This window comes from Bradyrhizobium lablabi (assembly GCF_018129385.1).
GTDB lineage: Bacteria > Pseudomonadota > Alphaproteobacteria > Rhizobiales > Xanthobacteraceae > Bradyrhizobium > Bradyrhizobium lablabi_C.
Genome location: NZ_JAFCLN010000011.1, coordinates 39,288 through 57,276, shown reverse-complemented (window position 1 = coordinate 57,276; position 17,989 = coordinate 39,288). Strand labels below are relative to the sequence as shown.

The 17,989-nt window shown below is 63.4% G+C and carries 17 protein-coding genes; 7 read left to right on the top strand and 10 right to left on the bottom strand.

The annotated features are described in order from the left end of the window. Nucleotides 1–4: 4 nt before the first annotated feature. Complete coding sequence (gene hppD, locus JQ628_RS20550; protein WP_212224900.1) at nt 5–1,129, bottom strand: 4-hydroxyphenylpyruvate dioxygenase; 1,125 nt, start codon at nt 1,127–1,129, stop codon at nt 5–7. 121 nt (nt 1,130–1,250) lie between these two features. Between hppD and JQ628_RS20545 the strand changes: the two genes are divergently transcribed. Beyond that, the gene (locus JQ628_RS20545; RefSeq protein WP_212224899.1) at nt 1,251–1,727 is read left to right on the top strand and encodes an Lrp/AsnC family transcriptional regulator; all 477 of its coding nucleotides are present in this window, start codon (nt 1,251–1,253) and stop codon (nt 1,725–1,727) included. A gap of 192 nt (nt 1,728–1,919) precedes the next feature. After that, the gene (locus JQ628_RS20540; RefSeq protein WP_212224898.1) at nt 1,920–2,231 is read left to right on the top strand and encodes a DUF1272 domain-containing protein; all 312 of its coding nucleotides are present in this window, start codon (nt 1,920–1,922) and stop codon (nt 2,229–2,231) included. Nucleotides 2,232–2,332: 101 nt separating this feature from the next. Here the strand turns inward: JQ628_RS20540 and fahA are convergent, their stop codons facing one another. The 6 genes from fahA to JQ628_RS20510 all read right to left on the bottom strand — a co-directional run bounded on the left by fahA (nt 2,333) and on the right by JQ628_RS20510 (nt 8,318). After that, nucleotides 2,333–3,604 (bottom strand): fumarylacetoacetase, encoded by a 1,272-nt coding sequence (gene fahA, locus JQ628_RS20535; RefSeq protein WP_212224897.1) that lies wholly within the window; start codon nt 3,602–3,604, stop codon nt 2,333–2,335. Between the two features lie 167 nt (nt 3,605–3,771). Further along, nucleotides 3,772–5,118: a homogentisate 1,2-dioxygenase gene (hmgA, locus tag JQ628_RS20530; RefSeq protein ID WP_212224896.1), complete on the bottom strand. Its 1,347-nt coding sequence runs from the start codon at nt 5,116–5,118 to the stop codon at nt 3,772–3,774. Between the two features lie 81 nt (nt 5,119–5,199). Next, entirely contained in the window at nt 5,200–6,165 is a 966-nt protein-coding gene (locus JQ628_RS20525) for an MBL fold metallo-hydrolase (RefSeq protein ID WP_212224895.1), read from the bottom strand. Continuing rightward, nucleotides 6,165–6,428, bottom strand: a complete 264-nt coding sequence (locus JQ628_RS20520) for a hypothetical protein (protein ID WP_212224894.1) — start codon at nt 6,426–6,428, stop codon at nt 6,165–6,167. The genes JQ628_RS20525 and JQ628_RS20520 overlap by 1 nt, the downstream gene beginning before the upstream one ends. Further along, nucleotides 6,385–6,621 (bottom strand): DUF2783 domain-containing protein, encoded by a 237-nt coding sequence (locus JQ628_RS20515; RefSeq protein WP_212224893.1) that lies wholly within the window; start codon nt 6,619–6,621, stop codon nt 6,385–6,387. Before JQ628_RS20515 ends, JQ628_RS20520 begins: the two co-directional genes overlap by 44 nt. An 11-nt stretch (nt 6,622–6,632) precedes the next feature. After that, nucleotides 6,633–8,318: an FAD-dependent oxidoreductase gene (locus tag JQ628_RS20510; RefSeq protein ID WP_349628100.1), complete on the bottom strand. Its 1,686-nt coding sequence runs from the start codon at nt 8,316–8,318 to the stop codon at nt 6,633–6,635. Between the two features lie 112 nt (nt 8,319–8,430). Here JQ628_RS20510 and JQ628_RS20505 point away from each other — a divergent pair, with 112 nt between their 5' ends. Continuing rightward, nucleotides 8,431–8,904 (top strand): MarR family winged helix-turn-helix transcriptional regulator, encoded by a 474-nt coding sequence (locus JQ628_RS20505; protein ID WP_433996153.1) that lies wholly within the window; start codon nt 8,431–8,433, stop codon nt 8,902–8,904. Between the two features lie 156 nt (nt 8,905–9,060). Here JQ628_RS20505 and JQ628_RS20500 read toward each other — a convergent pair whose 3' ends face one another. Genes JQ628_RS20500 through JQ628_RS20490 form a run of 3 tightly spaced genes read right to left on the bottom strand, consistent with a single transcriptional unit; the run spans nt 9,061 to nt 11,106 of the window. After that, nucleotides 9,061–9,405, bottom strand: coding sequence for a RidA family protein (locus tag JQ628_RS20500; RefSeq protein ID WP_212224891.1), 345 nt, complete (start codon nt 9,403–9,405; stop codon nt 9,061–9,063). Nucleotides 9,406–9,407: 2 nt separating this feature from the next. Further along, on the bottom strand, nt 9,408–10,289 hold the full coding sequence (locus JQ628_RS20495; protein WP_212224890.1) for an NAD(P)-dependent oxidoreductase: 882 nt from the start codon (nt 10,287–10,289) through the stop codon (nt 9,408–9,410). Nucleotides 10,290–10,299: 10 nt separating this feature from the next. Beyond that, nucleotides 10,300–11,106 carry an N-acyl homoserine lactonase family protein gene (locus tag JQ628_RS20490; protein WP_212224889.1) on the bottom strand — a complete coding sequence of 269 codons (807 nt, stop codon included), beginning with the start codon at nt 11,104–11,106 and terminating at the stop codon, nt 10,300–10,302. Between the two features lie 383 nt (nt 11,107–11,489). Between JQ628_RS20490 and JQ628_RS20485 the strand changes: the two genes are divergently transcribed. The 4 genes from JQ628_RS20485 to JQ628_RS20470 all read left to right on the top strand — a co-directional run bounded on the left by JQ628_RS20485 (nt 11,490) and on the right by JQ628_RS20470 (nt 17,989). Then, nucleotides 11,490–12,950, top strand: coding sequence for a caspase family protein (locus tag JQ628_RS20485; protein WP_212224888.1), 1,461 nt, complete (start codon nt 11,490–11,492; stop codon nt 12,948–12,950). Nucleotides 12,951–13,095: 145 nt separating this feature from the next. After that, nucleotides 13,096–13,749 (top strand): OmpA family protein, encoded by a 654-nt coding sequence (locus tag JQ628_RS20480; protein WP_212224886.1) that lies wholly within the window; start codon nt 13,096–13,098, stop codon nt 13,747–13,749. 137 nt (nt 13,750–13,886) lie between these two features. After that, nucleotides 13,887–14,825 carry an efflux RND transporter periplasmic adaptor subunit gene (locus JQ628_RS20475; RefSeq protein WP_212224884.1) on the top strand — a complete coding sequence of 313 codons (939 nt, stop codon included), beginning with the start codon at nt 13,887–13,889 and terminating at the stop codon, nt 14,823–14,825. Continuing rightward, nucleotides 14,825–17,989, top strand: a complete 3,165-nt coding sequence (locus JQ628_RS20470; RefSeq protein WP_212224881.1) for an efflux RND transporter permease subunit — start codon at nt 14,825–14,827, stop codon at nt 17,987–17,989. The genes JQ628_RS20475 and JQ628_RS20470 overlap by 1 nt, the downstream gene beginning before the upstream one ends.

Below are 17,989 nucleotides of genomic sequence, written 5' to 3'. Positions count from 1 at the left end.
AGAGCTACGCCGCGTGATCGTGATCGACCTTCAGCACGCCGCGCCTGATCTGATCTTCCTCGATCGATTCGAACAGTGCCTTGAAATTGCCCTCGCCGAATCCGTCGTCGCCCTTGCGCTGGATGAATTCGAAGAAGATCGGGCCGATCGCATTCGCCGAAAAGATCTGTAGCAGCACCTTTGTCTGGCCGCCGTCGACGACGCCTTCGCCGTCGATCAGAATGCCGTTCTTCTGCAAGCGCGCGACGTCCTCGCCATGCTTCGGCAGGCGGGTATCGATTTTCTCGAAATAGGTATCCGGCGGTGACGGCATGAACGGCAGGCCGGCTTCGCGCAAGGACTCGATCGTGCGATGGATGTCGCGCACGCCGCAGGCGATGTGCTGGATGCCCTCGCCGCGATAGATGTTGAGATATTCCTCGATCTGGCCGGAATCGCCGGCGTCCTCGTTGATCGGAATCCTGATCTTGCCGTCCGGACTGGTCAGCGCGCGCGAGAACAGGCCCGACGCACGGCCCTCGATGTCGAAGAAGCGGATCTGGCGGAAGTTGAACAGTTTTGCGTAGAAGCCGGTCCACACATCCATGCGGCCGCGATGAACGTTGTGGGTGAGGTGATCGATATAAAAAAGTCCCGCCCCCGCCGGGCGCGGATCCCTTGTGCCGACCCACTCGAACTCGGCATCATAGGCCGAGCCCTTTGCGCCATAGCGATCGACGAAATACAGGAGGCTGCCGCCGATGCCCTTGATGGCGGGAACGTCGAGCGTCTTCTGCGCGGACGGGACGCGAGCCGGCTCGGCGCCGAGCGAAATCGCGCGCTCATAGGCCTGCTTCGCATCCACCACGCGGAACGCCATCGACGGCGCGCACGGCCCGTGCTCCGCGACAAAGTTGGTGCCGTGAGTGCCGGGCTGTTCGTTGACGAGATAATTGACGTCGCCCTGGCGGTAGACCGTGATCTTTTTCGAGCGGTGGCGAGCGACCGGCGCAAAGCCCATCAGCTTGAGCAGCCCGTGCAGCTCTTCCGGATTGGGGTGCGCGTATTCGACGAACTCAAAGCCGTCCGTTCCCATCGGATTATCGGAGCTGATGGTGGCGGGCGGCCCGTCATGCGGGAATGGACCCATGGCGGAATCTCCCAAATTGATTTGGATCAATTTCCGTCAGATGGTGTGCAAAGTGCATGCAAATACGCCTGCGTTTTGCTAGGGTGACGCACAATCCGTGCATCAAAGCTCGAATTTACGCATGATCCAGGTAGACACCTTCGACCTCAAAATGCTGGCCGCCCTCCAGGACGACGGCCGCCTGACCAACCAGCAGCTAGCCGATCTCGTCGGCCTGTCGGCCTCGCAATGCTCGCGGCGGCGGATGCGGCTGGAGGAGGAGAAGGTGATCGCGGGCTATCATGCCGACCTCGCCGGCGAAGCGCTCGGCTTTGAGCTGATCGCCTTCATCCACATCACGCTCGCCACCCATTCGCCCGACAACGCAAAAAAATTCCGCGAGCTGGTGAACCGCGTCGACGACATCCAGGAGGCCTATTCGCTGACCGGCGATGCGGACTATCTGCTCAAGGTGATGCTGCGCGACCTCAAGAGCCTGTCCGCGATCGTCAACGACGTGCTGATGCCGCACCAGAGCGTCGCGCATGTGCGCTCGTCGATCGTGCTGGATAGGCTGAAGGAGAGCATGAAACTGCCGCTGCGAGCGCTGGAGCGCTAGCCACAACTGATGTCATTCCGCGGCGCGCGTAGCGCGAGCCCGGAATCCATACTCACGATGGTGGTTATGGATTCCGGGCCTGCTCCTTACGGCGCATCCCGGAATGACGGCGTCCGAAATCGAGGGATATTCGTCATTCGTTTCGAATATTCGATTTGCGATCATCAGCCTCACTCAACCCGCGAGACATCCATGGCGCTGCAACTTCGGCCGAACTGCGAATATTGCGACAAGGACCTGCCGCCGAATTCGGTGGAAGCGCGCATCTGTTCCTACGAGTGCACGTTCTGCGCCGATTGCGCCGATAACAAGCTGGGCAACGTCTGCCCGAATTGCGGTGGCGGCTTTCAGCCGCGGCCGATCCGGCCTTCGAAGGAATGGCGGCCGGGTGTTTGCAGCGCCAAGCAGGTGCCGTCAGACAAGCGTGTGCATTTGAAATACAGCCTTGAGGACATCGCCGCGCATTGTGCGCGGCTACGGGATGTTCGGCCTGAGGAGCGCTAGCTCTATCCCCGTCATTGCGGGGAGCGAAGCGACGAAGCAATCCAGAGTCTCGCCCACGGCTCTGGATTGCTTCGCTTCGCTCGCAATGACGGTGGAGAACGTCATTCCGCCGCCAGAATCGTCCCCTCGACCTCGCCGAATCCGACGCGGTAGCCCTCACCTTGGCACCAGCCGCGCATGACGAGCGAGTCGCCGTCTTCGAGGAACGATCGCTTGACGCCGGCGGCCAGCTCGACCGGCTCGCTGCCGTTCCAGCTAATCTCCAGCAGGCTGCCGCGCTGATTCTTCTCGGGACCGGAGATTGTGCCACTCCCCAAGAGATCGCCGACATTCATGGCGCAGCCTGAGGAGGCGTGGTGCACGAGCTGCTGCACCGAGGACCAGTACATGTACTTGAAATTGGTGCGGCAGATGCTTTGCGCTTCGTTCATGCCGGACGCGCGCAGCGCCACATCAAGCTCCATGTCAAAATTGTTCGGCCTTGTCTGCTTCAGATAGGCCAGCGGTTCCGGCTCCTGCTTCGGCCCATGCAGGCGAAACGGCTCCAGCGCGTCACGCGTCACCACCCACGGGCTGATCGAGGTGCCGAACGCCTTGGCCTGGAACGGCCCGAGCGGCACATATTCCCATTGCTGGATATCGCGCGCGCTCCAGTCGTTGAGGATCACGAAGCCGAAGATCATCTCTTCGGCCTGCGCTTCGCTCAGCATCTCGCCCATCGGCGAGGACTGCCCGACCACCACGCCCATTTCGAGCTCGAAATCGAGCCGCTTGCACGGACCGAACGACGGCACATCGGCTGTCGGCGGTTTTAGCTGCCCGCGCGGCCGCCGCACTTTTGTGCCGCTGACCACCACAGTCGAAGCGCGGCCGTTGTAGCCGATCGGCATGTGCAGCCAGTTCGGTTGCAGCGCGTTGTCCTTGCCGCGGAACATGACGCCGACATTGGTGGCGTGCTCCTTCGAGGAATAGAAATCGGTGTAGCCGGCGACTGTGAACGGCAAGTGCAGCGTGACATCCGCCATCGGCACCAGCGCGCGCTTGCGCAGCCCGGGATTGTCGCGCAGCTCCGGAAAGTCGTGGCGCAACAGTTCGCTGATCCGCGCCCGCGTGCGCGACCACACTTTTGGACCCAGCGCCATGAAGGGGTTCAGTGCCGACGCGGCGAACACGGCGGGCTCGACCACATCGATCCGGCAATCCTGCGCGAGCTGCCAGAGATCGAGCACGTAGTCGCCGATGGCAACGCCGATGCGCGGGGCGAGGCCGTCCTTCGTGGAGAACACGCCGTAGGGGAGGTTCTGAATCGGGAAGTCGGAGCTAGGTGCAACGTCGATGAAGGAGCGGAGTTTTGGGTCGTTGGGATGGGGCATTGTGGAATTGGTCCTTTCTTCCTTCTCCCCTTGTGGGAGAAGGTGGCGCAAAGCGCCGGATGAGGGGTTGTCTCCTCAGACACCGCCGTTGCGGAGAGAACCCCTCACCCGTCCGCGATGCCAAGGCATCGCGTCCACCCTCTCCCACAAGGGGAGAGGGGAAGAAGCTACGGCCGGTTCGGATCGAACCGCTTCTCCAGTCCCTTCCAGCAATCGGCGTAATCGTCCTGGAGCGTCGCCGATGTTGCCGCGTGTTTCGTCACGCGCTGCGGAAAGCGTGTCTCGAACATGAAGGCCATGGTGCCGGTCAGCTTTACCGGCTTCTGTTCGCCGTTGCTGGCGTGGTCGAACGCCTCGCGGTCCGGGCCGTGCGGCAGCATCTGGTTGTGCAGGGAGATGCCTCCCGGCGTAAAGCCTTGCGGCTTGGCGTCATAGACGCCGTAGATCAGCCCCATGAACTCCGACATGATGTTCATGTGATACCAGGGCGGGCGGAAGGTATTTTCCGCGACTGCCCAGCGCTCCGGGAAGATCACAAAATCGATGTTCGCGGTGCCCGGCGTCTCCGAGGGCGAGGTCAGCACGGTGAAGATCGAGGGATCGGGGTGGTCGAAGCTGATGGCGCCGACAGGCGAGAAGGTGCGCAGGTCGTATTTGTAGGGCGCGTAGTTGCCGTGCCAGGCGACGACGTCGATCGGCGAATGCGGCAGCGCCGTCTTGAATAGCGAGCCGCCCCACTTCACGAACAGTTCGGTCGGCGTGTCCTTGTCCTCGTAAGCCGCAACCGGCGTCAGGAAATCCCGCGAATTGGCGAGGCAGTTGGCGCCGATCGGCCCGCGCTCCGGCAGCGTGAAGGCGCCGCCATAGTTTTCGCAGATATAGCCGCGTGCGGGACCGCCAGGCACTTCCACGCGAAACTTCACGCCACGCGGAATCACGGCGATCTCGCCGGGCTCGATATCGATGCGGCCGAACTCCGTGACGAGGCGCAGATTGCCCTGCTGCGCCACGAACATCATCTCGCCGTCGGCATTGTAAAAGTTCTGATCGACCATCGATTTGGTGATCAGATAGACATGCGCGGCCATGCCTGCTTGCGTGTTGGCATCGCCCGCGGTCGTCATGGTCTGCACGCCGGCGAGGAACGTCTGGTCTTCCTTCGGGATCGGCGCGGGATCCCAGCGCAGTTGCGCGATCGGAAAATCGTATTCATGGCATGGCGCGGTGCGCCACAGCCCGGCATCGACCTTTTCGAAACGGCCGGAATGCTTCACCGACGGACGGATACGATAGAGCCAGGAGCGCTCGTTGCTGCCGCGCGGTGCGGTGAAGGGCGAGCCGGAAAGCTGCTCGGCGTAGAGCCCATAGGCGCAGCGCTGCGGCGAGTTGCGCCCGACCGGCAGCGCGCCCGGCAGCGCCTCGGTCTCAAAGCTGTTGCGGAAGCCGGACATGTAGCCCGGCGTGATCTGCACCGAGCTGCGGGAGATCGTTTCAGGCGAGGTATTGATATTCATGGTCATCCTCCATTCTTTGCATGATCTTTTCCGAAAACCGGTTCCCACCCCGCATCAAGTGCGGGGCAGGCTTTTTCGGGATCATGCGCCTTGCAGGGCGGCCCACATTTCCTGGTCGCGCTTGTCGGTCCAGATCACGGGATCGTCGATCCCCGAAGCCTCGTCGAACGCGCGCGAAACGTTGAACGGCAGGCAGTGCTCATAGATGGCGAAGGTCGAGAATTTCGGATCCATCACCTCGCGCGTCGCCGCCATCGTCTCCTTCAGCGTGCGTCCCTTGGCGATGGATGACTCGGCGGCGCCATAGAGCGTGGTGACGAAGTCGCGCGTCATCGCGATCGCATCGCGCGCCGTCGAAAGCCCCTTCAGCGCATCGCCACGGCCGGGCGCGATTGCCTTCGGATTGAAGGCGCGGATTTCATTCAGCGTCATCGGCCATTCGCGCAAATGCGCATCGCCGCAATAGCAGGCCGAGTGATATTCGATCAGATCGCCGGAAAACATCACCTCGGCATCCGGCACCCAGGCGACGATGTCGCCGGAGGTGTGCCCCGCGCCGAGCTGCATCAACCGCACCTCGCGCTTGCCGAGATAGATCGACATCTCGCCTTCGAAGGTCAGCGTCGGCCAGGTCAGGCCGGGAATGCTCTGCGCGTCCTGGAACAGGCGCGGAAAGCGGCCGTATTCGGAATCCCAGTCCTGCTGGCCGCGCTCCTCGATCAGCCGGTAGGTTTCCTGCGAGGCGACGATGCCCTGCGCCTTGTAGGCGGAAGCCCCGAGCACGCGCACCGCGTGATAATGCGACAGCACGACATATTTGATCGGCTTGTCGGTGACGGCGCGAACCCGCTCGATCACCTTGTTCGCCATCGCAGGCGTTGCCTGCGCGTCGAACACGAGGCAGCCGTCCTCGCCGACGATGATGGCGGTGTTGGGGTCACCTTCGGCGGTGAAAGCGTAGAGATCGGTGCCGATCTCGGAGAAGGTGATCTTCTTCTCCGCCAGATCGGTGGTGGACGCAAAACCTTTGGCAGCGCTCTTGGCCATCAATTCCATTCCCTGTCTGACAAATCCAGGTCCATCCCCGTCATTGCGAGGAGCCCTTGCGACGACCCTTCTTCGCTTGCTGCGCAAGCTTCGCAGGGCTCAAGTCCGCCGAAGCGCTTTCGCGCGAAGGCGGAAGCAATCCAGCTTCCTTTTTCTTTCGCGAGCAAGAAAGCTGGATTGCTTCGCTTCGCTCGCAATGACGGCTTTGGCACGATCACCCTATTGTTGTTGCTGTTGTTGCTGTTGTTGCTGCTGATCGGCATCCAGCACCCGCCGCTTCGCCAGCACGATCGCCTCGCGCAGCACGTCGAGATCGCCGATGTGGTTGGCGAGCACCAGCACCAGCGCCGCATCGAGGTCGGCGCTCTCGGCTTCACTCAAGCCGCGATGCGCCTCGACGATGGCGCGAAAAGCGTCGTCCGGCTTGGCAAAGTTCGAGCTGGTCGAGAGCGGCATCGCCAAAAACCTCAATTGAGTCCGCAGGCGCGCGCCAGCGCCGCATCGATCGCGGATCTTGCCGGCTGGCGGAAGCGCGCGGCGACATAACCGTCGGGCCGCAGCAGATAGCTGGCGCCAGTCTCGGCATCGTAACGCTGGCCGGCCAATCCCGCCGCGTCGATCAATCCTTCCTCGCCGCCAACGCGGATCGTACCGACGCCTTCCGGCGCATCGACCGCCGTACCATTGCCAAACGTCAGCAACGTGAAGCGCGTTCCCTTTCGGATGAAGGCTTCGGTCAGGAACATCGGATTGCCATTGCGATCCGCCACCGGCGCATCGGGCATCGAAGTTCCCGGCCGCGGACCGCCGCGCCAATCGTCGGTATCCGCAGTCGACAGCGGCGTGTCGTAGACCGACGGCACCGACAGCCGCCCGCCATTGACCATGCGCTTGCCGAATTCGGTTTCCTTGGCCAGCGCCAGCACCGCCTTGCGCAGCCGCGCTTCCTGCCGCGTGGCCGGAGCCATGAAATCGGTCGAGCGGGTAGATTCGCGGATGTTCTCGTCGGCGGCGGCGCTGCGTTCGGTGTGATAGCTCTCCAGCAGGCCTTCCGGCGAGGTGCCGCGCAGCACGCGGTCGAGCTTCCATGAAATGTTCTCGGCGTCCTCCAGCCCCGAATTGGCGCCGCGCGCGCCGAACGGCGAGACCTGATGCGCGGCGTCGCCGGCGAAGATCACGCGGCCGTGGACAAAGCGCTCCATGCGCCGGCACTGGAACTTGTAGAGCGAGATCCATTCGAACTCGAACTTGTCATGGCCGAGCATGCGCGCAATCCGCGGCCGGACATTTTCGGGGCGCTTCTCGGCGACGGAATCGGCATCCGGACTGAGCTGCAAATCGATGCGCCAGATGTCGTCCGGCTGCTTGTGCAGCAGCGCCGAGCGCCCGGCATGGAACGGCGGATCGAACCAGAACCAGCGCTCGGTCGGAAACGCCGCCGTCATCCTGACGTCGGCGATCAGGAATTGATCCTCGAACACCTGGCCGGAAAAGTCCGCGCCGACCATCTGCCGCAGCGACGAGCGCGCCCCGTCGCAGGCGACGACATATTGCGCATGCATTTGATAGGGCCCGTCGGGCGTATCGACCGTCAGCGCGACATAATCGTTGCGCCTCGAGAGCCCCGTCACCTTGTTGCGCCAGCGCAGATCGATCGCATCGAGCTCTTCGACGCGATCGACCAGATAGGCCTCGGCGTAGAATTGCTGGAGGTTGATGAAGGCGGGCCGCTTGTGACCCTCCTCCGGCAACAGGTTGAACTGATAGAGCTGCGAGGCGCCGTGAAAGATTTTTCCGACGCTCCACACCACGCCCTTGTCGACCATGCGCTGGCCGATGCCGAGCCGGTCCCAGAATTCCAGCGAGCGTTTTGAAAAACAGATCGCGCGCGAACCCTCGCCGATCCGGTCGGCATCATCCAGCAGCACCACCTTGTGGCCGCGCTGCGCCAGGTCGATCGCGAGCGACAGCCCCACCGGACCGGCGCCGACCACCACGACCGGATGTTCGGCAATATCAGAGCTCGCCCGATCCTGGTCGGGATGGCGGCGGTAGCCGAACTGGGTTTTGGTCTGCGCCATACAATCGCTCGCGATACGTTTGCTCTGGCCAAGGGCGCGCGACTCTGGTAAATTAGTCGCATCTGCAACTATCTTAAACCCCGTCCGGGCTCCGGCGTCAACTCAAATTGGAGCAATTTTGGCGAAAGCGTCGCTCAGCGAAGTACCGGTCGAACCGCGCGAGGACAGCGCGGCGCGCAAGGGCTTGCGGCTCGATCTGCTCAAATTCGTGCCGTTCCGCCTGAACCGGCTGGCAGCCGAGGTCAGCAGTGCACTCTCGGTCGAATACCAGGAGCGTTATGGGCTCGACATTCCGGAATGGCGCGTGCTGGCGACGCTGGGCTTTCGCAAGGACGCCTGTAGCGCACAATACATCGCGCACTGCACGCGCACCCATAAATCCACCATCAGCCGCGCCGTCACCTCGCTGATGCAGCGCAAGCTGATCGAGCGCGCGGAGAACGCCGACGACCGCCGCGAATTCCGCCTCCAGATGACGCCGAAGGGAAAGACGCTGTACGAGGAACTGATCCCCCAATTGCTTCGCCGGGAGCAGGAGATCCTGTCGTGCCTCTCTCCGCAGGAGCGCAAGGATTTTGCTGCGCTGCTCGGCAAGATCGAGAAGAGTCTTGACCTGGTGCAGACCAGCAGGGAAGCGGACGCGAAGGAAGCGTATTGAGAATCGTCATTCCGGGGCGCGCGAAGCGCGAGCCCGGAATCCATACGCCGCAGCGCTGGCTTTGCGACGACTCGTAGACGCCTTTCCTTTAAACCAACGGTGGCCTGTGGTTATGGATTCCGGGCTCGCGCTCCGCGCGCCCCGGAATGACGAGACTCACTTCACCGCCGTCACCACGATCTCCACGATATGCGGCGGCTCGAGATCGACGCCGAGGCAGGCCCGCATCGGCGGATTTTTCCTGTCCACCCATTCGTCCCAGGCGCGGTTCATCTCGCCCTTTTGCTTGATGTCGGCGATGTAGACGATCGCCGAAAGGATCTTGCTCTTGTCCGAGCCGCAGAGGGCAAGACTCTCATCGATGCGGGCCAGCGTCTTCACGCTCTGCTCGTACATCGAGGGCGTCACCGGATCGGGCGCCACCGCCACGGTCAGCACGAGGTCATCGTGAACGACGGCGCGGCTGCGTGTCGGCGTAAGGCCTGGAAAGCGCTCGATCATGACTAACCTCCACCAATATGCTTCGCGATCACGGGGAAATAATTATCGCCCGATCCTGCATTTATCGCTTCCTGCAAGATCGTGCCGACGAGCTCCGCGCCGCGAATTCTGATCCCGGCATCGCCGGCAAGCTCCAGCGCGTAGGACAGATCCTTCAGCGCATATTCGGTCGAGAACGCGCGCTCCGGAAACGCGCCGGGCACGATCGCCTTCATGCCGTGATTGCGTAGCGCAAAGCTGTCGGCGGAGCCTTTCGATAACGTATCCAGCAGCAGTTTTGGATCGACACCATTGTGCTTTGCGAGCGCCACCGCTTCCGACAGCGCATTCACCGTCTCGAACAGCACCATGTTGTTGAGGATCTTTGTCACCTGCCCTGCGCCGACATCGCCGCAATGGGTGACGTCGGTGGCAAAGCAGCGGATCAGCGGCTCGATCGCGGCATAAAGTTCAGGCGTCGTGCCAACCATCACGCTGAGCGTGCCATCCTGTGCCGCCTGCCGCGTCCGGGCGATCGGTGCATCCGCCCAGGCCGCACCCTTTGCCTGCAACTGCCTGGCAAAGTCGCGCGTCTGGCTCACCGAGGATGTGCCGAGATCGACCACCACCTGGCCGGTCCGGATGTTCTTCAGGATGCCGTCACCCTCGAACACGGCGCGCACATGCTTGGCGCTGGGCAGACAGAGGAAGAGCAGCTCGCTTTGCTTGATCGCCTCCGCCACCGAAGCGGCAATCCCGGCGCCCTCGTCGCGCAGCCGCGCCAGCGGCTCTGCCGAGAGATCGAAGGCCAGCACGCGCTTGCCGCTCTTCTTCACGAGGTTGCGGCAGATCGGCTCGCCCATGACGCCGAGGCCGATGAAGCCGATGGTCCTGTAGTCCGCCATTTCTGGAAACCTATTTCACAAACGAGCGCGACGGCGCCAGATGCAGCGCATACGCATCGACCTTGTCGCTGGCGCGCGGATAGATTTCGCTCACGATCGGATCATGCCCCGGAATGAAGCGGTCCGGATGGCCGGCGAGCCGCTCGACGGTTTCCCAGCCGGTCGCCATATCGCCGACATTGTAGACGATCGGAAACGGACTGCGCTTTTGCAGGTTGGCGTAGTAATGCGCCGCGTCCGACGCCAGCACCACGGGCCCGCGCGCGGTCTCGACCCGCACCACCTGAAGACCATCGGAGTGGCCGCCGACACGGTGGACTGTCACGCTGGGCGCAACCTCACCCTCGCCGGAATGGAAGGTGACGCGCTCGCCATAGACATGCCGCACCATGGTCGTGACGTGCTCGACCGAAAACGGATGCCGCAACATGCCGTTGCACATGCAGCGCCCGGTGGCGTAGCTCATCTCGCGATCCTGCAAATGGAAGCGCGCGCTGGGGAAGCGGTCGAGATTGCCGGCGTGGTCGTAATGCAGATGCGTGACCACGACATCCCGGATCGACTCGGCCTTGACGCCGAACGCCTCGAGTGCGTCCACCGGATTGAGCGTGAGTTTTCGCGCACGCGCCTTGGCTTCTTCGGCGTTGAAGCCGGTGTCGACCAGGATGTCGCGGCCCTGCCCGCGGACCAGCCAGACGAAATAGTCGAGATCCTGCGCGGCGGTCTCATGCGGGTCGGGCGCCAGAAAGTTCATGTGGGGGGTGCGCGGCGACATCGTCGCATAACGCAGCGCATAGATTTCGTAGGCGTTTCCCATCGGTTTCTCTTCTTGATTGATTGGAGATGGCGGAGCGCCGCAACAAGCCATCGTCTTCAGGAAAGGTCAAACCGGCCCCGGCGCATGGCGACATGAGCGAACTTTAATGTGAGGCCAAATCACATTGTCGGCTGCCGAGGCGCGCAACCATCGCCGGCCGCGGAACTGACAATGTCATCGCCTTGCCATTGGCGGCTGCGATACCGAAGGCGGCTCCATTCCCTTCCGATCCGGCGGCCCGTCGCGGTCAATTGTCGCAATAAACTGCGATGCGGCGAGCGGTTGACGGTGTGCGACAGCGGTTTGATAATGGGGTTTGCGTGGGGTAAGGTCGCCGCGGCGCAAGCTGGATCGGCGCTATTTTTGCTGGATTTGCCGCTGATATGAACATCCGCCTTGCATTGCTCCTGACCCTGGTCCTTTCCATCGCGCCTGTCATCCCCGGCCATGCCGCGGGCGACCGCTATGCGCTCGTCATCGGCAACGCAAAATATCCCGACGCCGAGGCACCTCTGCGGGAACCGATCAACGATGCGCGCGACGTGGCGGAAGAACTCAAGCGCGACGGCTTTAGTGTCGAGACCGGCGAGAACCTGACCGGCGAGCAGATGCGCCGCGCGTTCGAGCGCTTCTACGGCAAGATCAAGCCGGGCTCGGTCGCGCTGATCTTCTTCTCCGGCTTCGGCGTGCAATCCAGCCGCCAGAGCTACATGATTCCGGTCGACGCCCAGATCTGGACCGAATCCGATGTGCGCCGCGACGGCTTCAGCCTCGAGAACGTGCTCGGCGAGATCAACAGCCGCGGCGCCGGGGTCAAGATCGCCCTGATCGATGCCTCAAGGCGCAATCCCTTCGAGCGGCGATTCCGCAGCTTTTCGGCCGGACTTGCCCCCGTGATCGCGCCGAACGGCACCCTGGTGATGTATTCCGCCGCGCTGTCGTCGGTGGTCGCGGACAACGGCAACGATCGCAGCCTGTTCGTGCGCGAATTGCTCAAGGAAATCCGCGTCCCGGACCTGATGGCCGAGGAAACGCTGAACAAGACCCGCGTCGGCGTCACCCGCGCCTCGCGCGGCGAGCAGGTGCCGTGGATTTCCTCGTCGCTGGCGGAGGATTTTTCCTTCATCCCGGGCGGCGCCGGCTCGCGGCCGGCACCGCAGCCACAGCCAGCGGTGCTTCCGCCGCCACCTCCTCCGCCGCCGCAGCAGACGGTTACTCCTCCGCCTCCCCCTCCGGTCCAGCAGCAGACCGTCGCTCCGCCTCCGCCGCCACCGCCCCCACCGGTGCAGCAGACCGTGGCTCCGCCGTCGCCGCCTCCGCCGGAAAAGCCGACGCCGGTTAACCTGGCCGACGATCCCACCATCAAGAGCCTGACCGCCCGGCTGGTCGACAATCCCGATGATGCCGCAGCGCTTTACCGCCGCGGGCAGGTCTATGCCAGCAAGGGCGCCTATGACCTTGCGATCAAGGATTTCAACAATTCGCTGCGGCTCAACCCGAAGGATGTCGAAGCCTACAACAACCGTTGCTGGGCCCGCACCGTGATCGGCGACCTCCAGGCCGCGCTGAAAGATTGCAACGAGGCGCTGCGGCTGCGCCCGAATTTCGTCGACGCGCTGGATAGCCGTGGCCTCGTCAACCTCAAGAGCGGCCAGACCAAAAACGCCATCGCCGATTTCGACGCCGCCCTGAAAATCAATCCGCGCCTGACCTCCTCGCTTTATGGACGAGGGATCGCCAAGAAGCGCAACGGCTCGATTTCGGAAGGCGATCTTGATATAGCTAACGCCAAGGCCATGGACCCGAACATTGTGAAGGAATTCGCCGATTACGGGGTCCAGTGACGTAATTTGAGGCGGCGCCGCGTCGAACCCTTCAGCCGGCGTCATAGACTAACCAGCGGGTAATCAGCGCCGCGAGCCATTGATGCGGCGGCCTATTGGGTATCTTGATTTGGAACCGCGCGGGCAGCGCAGGAGGGACTGGCAAATGACAAAAATGTCTCGGAAACATGTGACCGCGATGGTGGCCCTTGGCGCCGCACTGTCGTTCGGTATCGGCGCGGCGTTTGCCGCCGACGACGTCACCGAGGATCAAATCCTCAAAGCGCTGTCGCCGGCCAAGAAGCCGCTGACCCGCGGCCTGTCGATCGGCTCCCAGCCGGCCGAGCCCGCGGCCAACCCGGCCGAGGCCAAATTCGTCTCCACCATCCGCGGCCGCACCACCCGCTCGCTGTCCAAGTCCGAGCGCGAGGAAATCGCCGCCATCGTGCAGGACAAGCCGAAGATCGATCTGGAGATCAATTTCGACTACAACTCGGCCGACATCAGCACCAAGTCGCTGCCGTCGGTGCAGGCGCTCGGCCGCGCGCTCAGCAATGCCGAATTGAAGGGTTCGACCTTCGTGGTCGCCGGCCACACCGATGCGGCGGGCGGCGAAGAGTATAATCAGAATCTGTCCGAGCGCCGCGCCGAGTCGATCAAGAAATATCTGGTCGACAAATACGGCATCAACGGCACCGACCTCGTCACCGTCGGGTATGGCAAGAGCAAGCTGAAGGATCCGGGCCAGCCGATGGCGGAGATCAACCGCCGCGTGCAGGTCGTGAACATGGAAAACAAGACTACTACCGCCTCCAAGTAATGCCGGCGTAAACGGCGTGGCATTACCAGAGGTTTTCCGGCTAAAATGCGTCCCGCACACCCTGCGGGACGCATTGTTTTTGGGACTCCTGCCAGCGTCCCCGCATTTCTCGACTTTGCATCTGGATTGATCCGGCGATGAAGCTTTCCGAATATTTGAAGCCCGCGATCGGAACGGTAATCGTGGTCGCTCTGGCCGTCGGGTACTATTCGTTCGAACACCGCAAGCGGCCCGAGCCCAAGGAAACCACCGGGCAGGCGCTGGTCATCGTCGCCAAGACCGCCAACGCCTGCTTCTCCGACATGGTTCGCGTGACCGGTTTCGTGGTGCCGAAACGCGAGGCGGTGGTGGGCGCCGACCAGGAAGGATCGAAGGTCACCGATCTCTTCGTCAAGGAAGGCGACATGGTCACCGACAACCAGGAACTGGCGCGGCTCTCCGCGCCGCCGCAGCAGCCGGGCCAACAGGGCCAAGGAGGTGGCGGCGGCCGCACCGGGCCGATCTCGCTGCGCGCGCCGGCCGCGGGCCTCGTCACCGAGGTCAGGACCATTGTCGGCGCGCCGGCCTCGCCGCAGGCCGGACCGATGTTCCGGATCGCGGTCAATAACGAGATCGAGCTCGACGCCGAAGTGCCGAGCGTCCACATGCTGAAACTCAATCCCGGCGCCACCGCCCGCATCAGCCGGGACAACGCGCCCGATCTGGTGGGGCGGGTCCGCCTGGTATCGCCGCAGATCGACCGGCAGAGCCAGCTCGGCCACGTCCGGATCGCCCTGACCAACAACCCCTCGCTCAAGGTCGGCATGTTCGCCCGCGCCAATATCGACGCCAAGCGCAGCTGCGGTGTCGCAGTTCCCCATACCGCCATTGACCGCCTGACGGTTCAGGTGGTCAAAGGAAACACGATCGAGACGCGCAAGGTGAAGGTCGGGCTGTCGTCGGAGACGTCTACCGAGATCCTTGAAGGCCTCGACGTGGGCGAAATCGTCGTGGCGGACGCCGGCACCTCGCTGCATGACGGTGACCAGGTCAAGACCATGTTCGCCGAAGAACTCGATCGCACGCGGGTACGCTGATGGCTCTCAATATCTCGGCATGGTCGATCCGTAATCCGCTTCCTTCCATCGTCTTTTCGATCATCCTGCTGGTGCTCGGCTGGGTGAGCTTTACCAAGCTCGCGATCACGCGGCTGCCGTCAGCCGACATTCCCGTCATCTCGGTGGCGGTAGCGCAGTTCGGCGCAGCACCCGCCGAACTTGAAGCGCAGGTCACCAAGACCATCGAAGACGGCGTGTCCGGCGTCGAGGGCGTGCGTCACATCTCCTCGTCGATCACCGACGGCCTGTCGGTGACCACCATCCAGTTCGCGCTGGAGACCAATACCGACCGCGCGCTCAACGACGTCAAGGACGCCGTCACGCGCGTGCGTGCCAACCTGCCGCAAAACGTCAACGAGCCTTTGATCCAGCGCGTCGACGTGATCGGCCTGCCGATCGTCACCTATGCCGCGATCTCGCCGGGCAAGACGCCGGAGCAGCTCTCCTATTTCGTCGACGACGTCGTCAAGCGTGCGCTCCAAGGCGTGCGCAACGTCGCCCAGGTCGAGCGCATCGGCGGTGTCGAGCGTGAAATTCTGGTCTCGCTCGATCCGGACCGGCTACAGGCCGCGGGTCTCACCGCCGTCAATGTCAGCCAGATCCTGCGCGGCACCAATGTCGACCTCGCCGGCGGCCGGGCCGAAATCGGCAAGAACGACCAGGCGATCCGCACCCTGGCCGGCGCCAAGACGCTGAACGAACTCGCCGGCACCATGATCCCGCTGTTCTCCGGCGGCGAGGTGCGGCTCGACGATCTCGGCACCGTCACCGACACCATTGCCGACCGCCGCACTTTCGCGCGCTTCAACGGCGAGCCTGTGGTCGCGCTCGGCATCAAGCGCTCCAAGGGCGCTTCCGACGTGGTGGTGGCCGCTGCCGTGCAAAAGCGCATCGACGCGCTCAAGATCGCCTATCCCGACGTCGATCTGAAGCTGATCGATACCTCGGTCGACTTCACCAAGGGCAATTACGAGGCGGCGATCTCGACGCTGTTCGAAGGCGCCATTCTCGCCGTCATCATCGTGCTGCTGTTCCTGCGCGACATTCGCGCCACCATCATCGCCGCCATCTCGCTGCCGCTGTCGATCTTCCCGGCGTTCTGGGTGATGGACCTGCTCGGCTTCTCGCTCAACCTCGTCTCGTTCCTCGCCATCACGCTGTCGACGGGCATTCTGGTCGACGACGCCATCGTCGAGATCGAGAACATCGTGCGGCACATGCGGATGGGCAAATCGCCCTATCGTGCCGCGCTCGAGGCCGCCGACGAAATCGGCCTCGCCGTGATCGCGATCTCGCTGACCATCATCGCGATCTTCGCACCGGCAAGTTTCATGTCCGGCATTGCCGGGCAGTTTTTCAAGCAGTTCGGCATCACCGTATCGGTGCAGGTGTTCTTCTCGCTGCTGGCTGCACGCTTCGTCACGCCGGTGCTGGCGGCGTATTTCATGAAGGACACCAAGCACGACGAGCCGCCGCCCGGCCGCGTGCTGAACGCCTATCATCACATCGTGGCATGGTCGGTGAAGCATCATTACATCACCGTCCTGATCGGCTTTGGTGTCTTCGCTGCCTCGATCTGGAGCATTACCCTGCTGCCGCAAGGCTTCCTGCCGGCGCAGGACACCGCGCGCTCGCTGCTGGCGATGGAGCTGCCGCCCGGCTCGCAGCTTGCCTATACCGAAAAGGTCACGGAAGAGATCGTCGCGCGCTTGCGCAAGCGACCGGAGGTCAAGAGCGTGTTCGTCGACGGCGGCCGGGTGCCGCCGGGCACGCAGGAAGTGCGCCGCGCCGCGCTGATCATCAACTACACCCCCAAGACCGAGCGCACGATCACCCAGCGCGAGCTCGAGCTGGCGATCAGCCAGGAGCTGGAGAACGTACCGGACATCCGCTTCTGGTTCCTCGACGAAAACGGCCTGCGCGCGATCTCGCTGGTCGTCACCGGCACCGACAGCAACATCGTCAGTAACGTCGCGAGCGAGCTAGCGACCCAGATGAAGCGCATTCCGATCATCGCCAACGTGATCTCGGAAACTTCGCTCGACCGGCCAGAACTGCGCATCCGCCCGCGCGCGGAGCTCGCCGCACGGCTCGGCGTCTCCACCGAGAGCCTGTCGCAGACCATCCGCGTCGCCACCATCGGCGACGTCGGCCCGGCGCTGGCAAAATTCGACGCCGGCGATCGCCAGGTGCCGATCCGCGTGCAGCTCGAGGATTCCGCGCGCGGCGACCTCTCGATGCTACAACAGTTGCGCGTACCACTCGGCCAGCGCGGCGAACGCGGCGGCGTGCCGCTGTCGGTCGTCGCCGACATCCAGCTCGACCAGGGCCCGACCAGCATCAACCGCTACGACCGCGAACGGCAGGCGACGGTGGCGGCCGACCTCGTCGGCACCGCCGCGCTCGGCGACGCCACCAGGATGATCTACGACCTGCCGGTCATGAAGAGCTTGCCGAAGGGCGTGAGGGTGAGCCCGTCCGGTGACGCCGAAAGCCTCAACGAGCTGTCGGAGGGCTTTGCGACCGCGATCACCGCCGGCCTGATGATGGTCTATGCCGTGCTGGTGCTGCTGTTCGGCACGTTCCTGCAACCGCTCACCATCCTGTTCTCGCTGCCGCTCTCAATCGGCGGCGCGGTCGGCGCGCTGCTGATCACCGGCAAGCAGCTCACCACCCCGGTATGGATCGGCATCCTGATGTTGATGGGCATCGTTACCAAGAACGCCATCATGCTGGTGGAGTTTGCGATCGAAGCGATCCGCGACGGCAAGCCGCGCGAGGAGGCGATGATCGATGCCGGCATGAAGCGCGCGCGACCGATCGTGATGACGACGATCGCGATGGTCGCCGGCATGATGCCGTCAGCGCTGGCATTCGGCGCCGGCGGCGAATTCCGCTCGCCGATGGCGCTCGCCGTGATCGGCGGCCTGTTGTTCTCGACCATCCTGTCGCTGGTGTTCGTGCCCGCGATGTTCCTGGTGATGGACGATATCGGCGCGCTGATCTGGCGCTTCGCCAAGCGGCTGATCGTCTCCCACGGCGACGAGGAGCCTCCGGCATCCGGCCATGGACATCACAGCGAGCCGCCGCCCGCCAAGGGCTCGCCCCCGGTGCCAGGCAGCCTGTCGCCCGCGGCGGAGTAG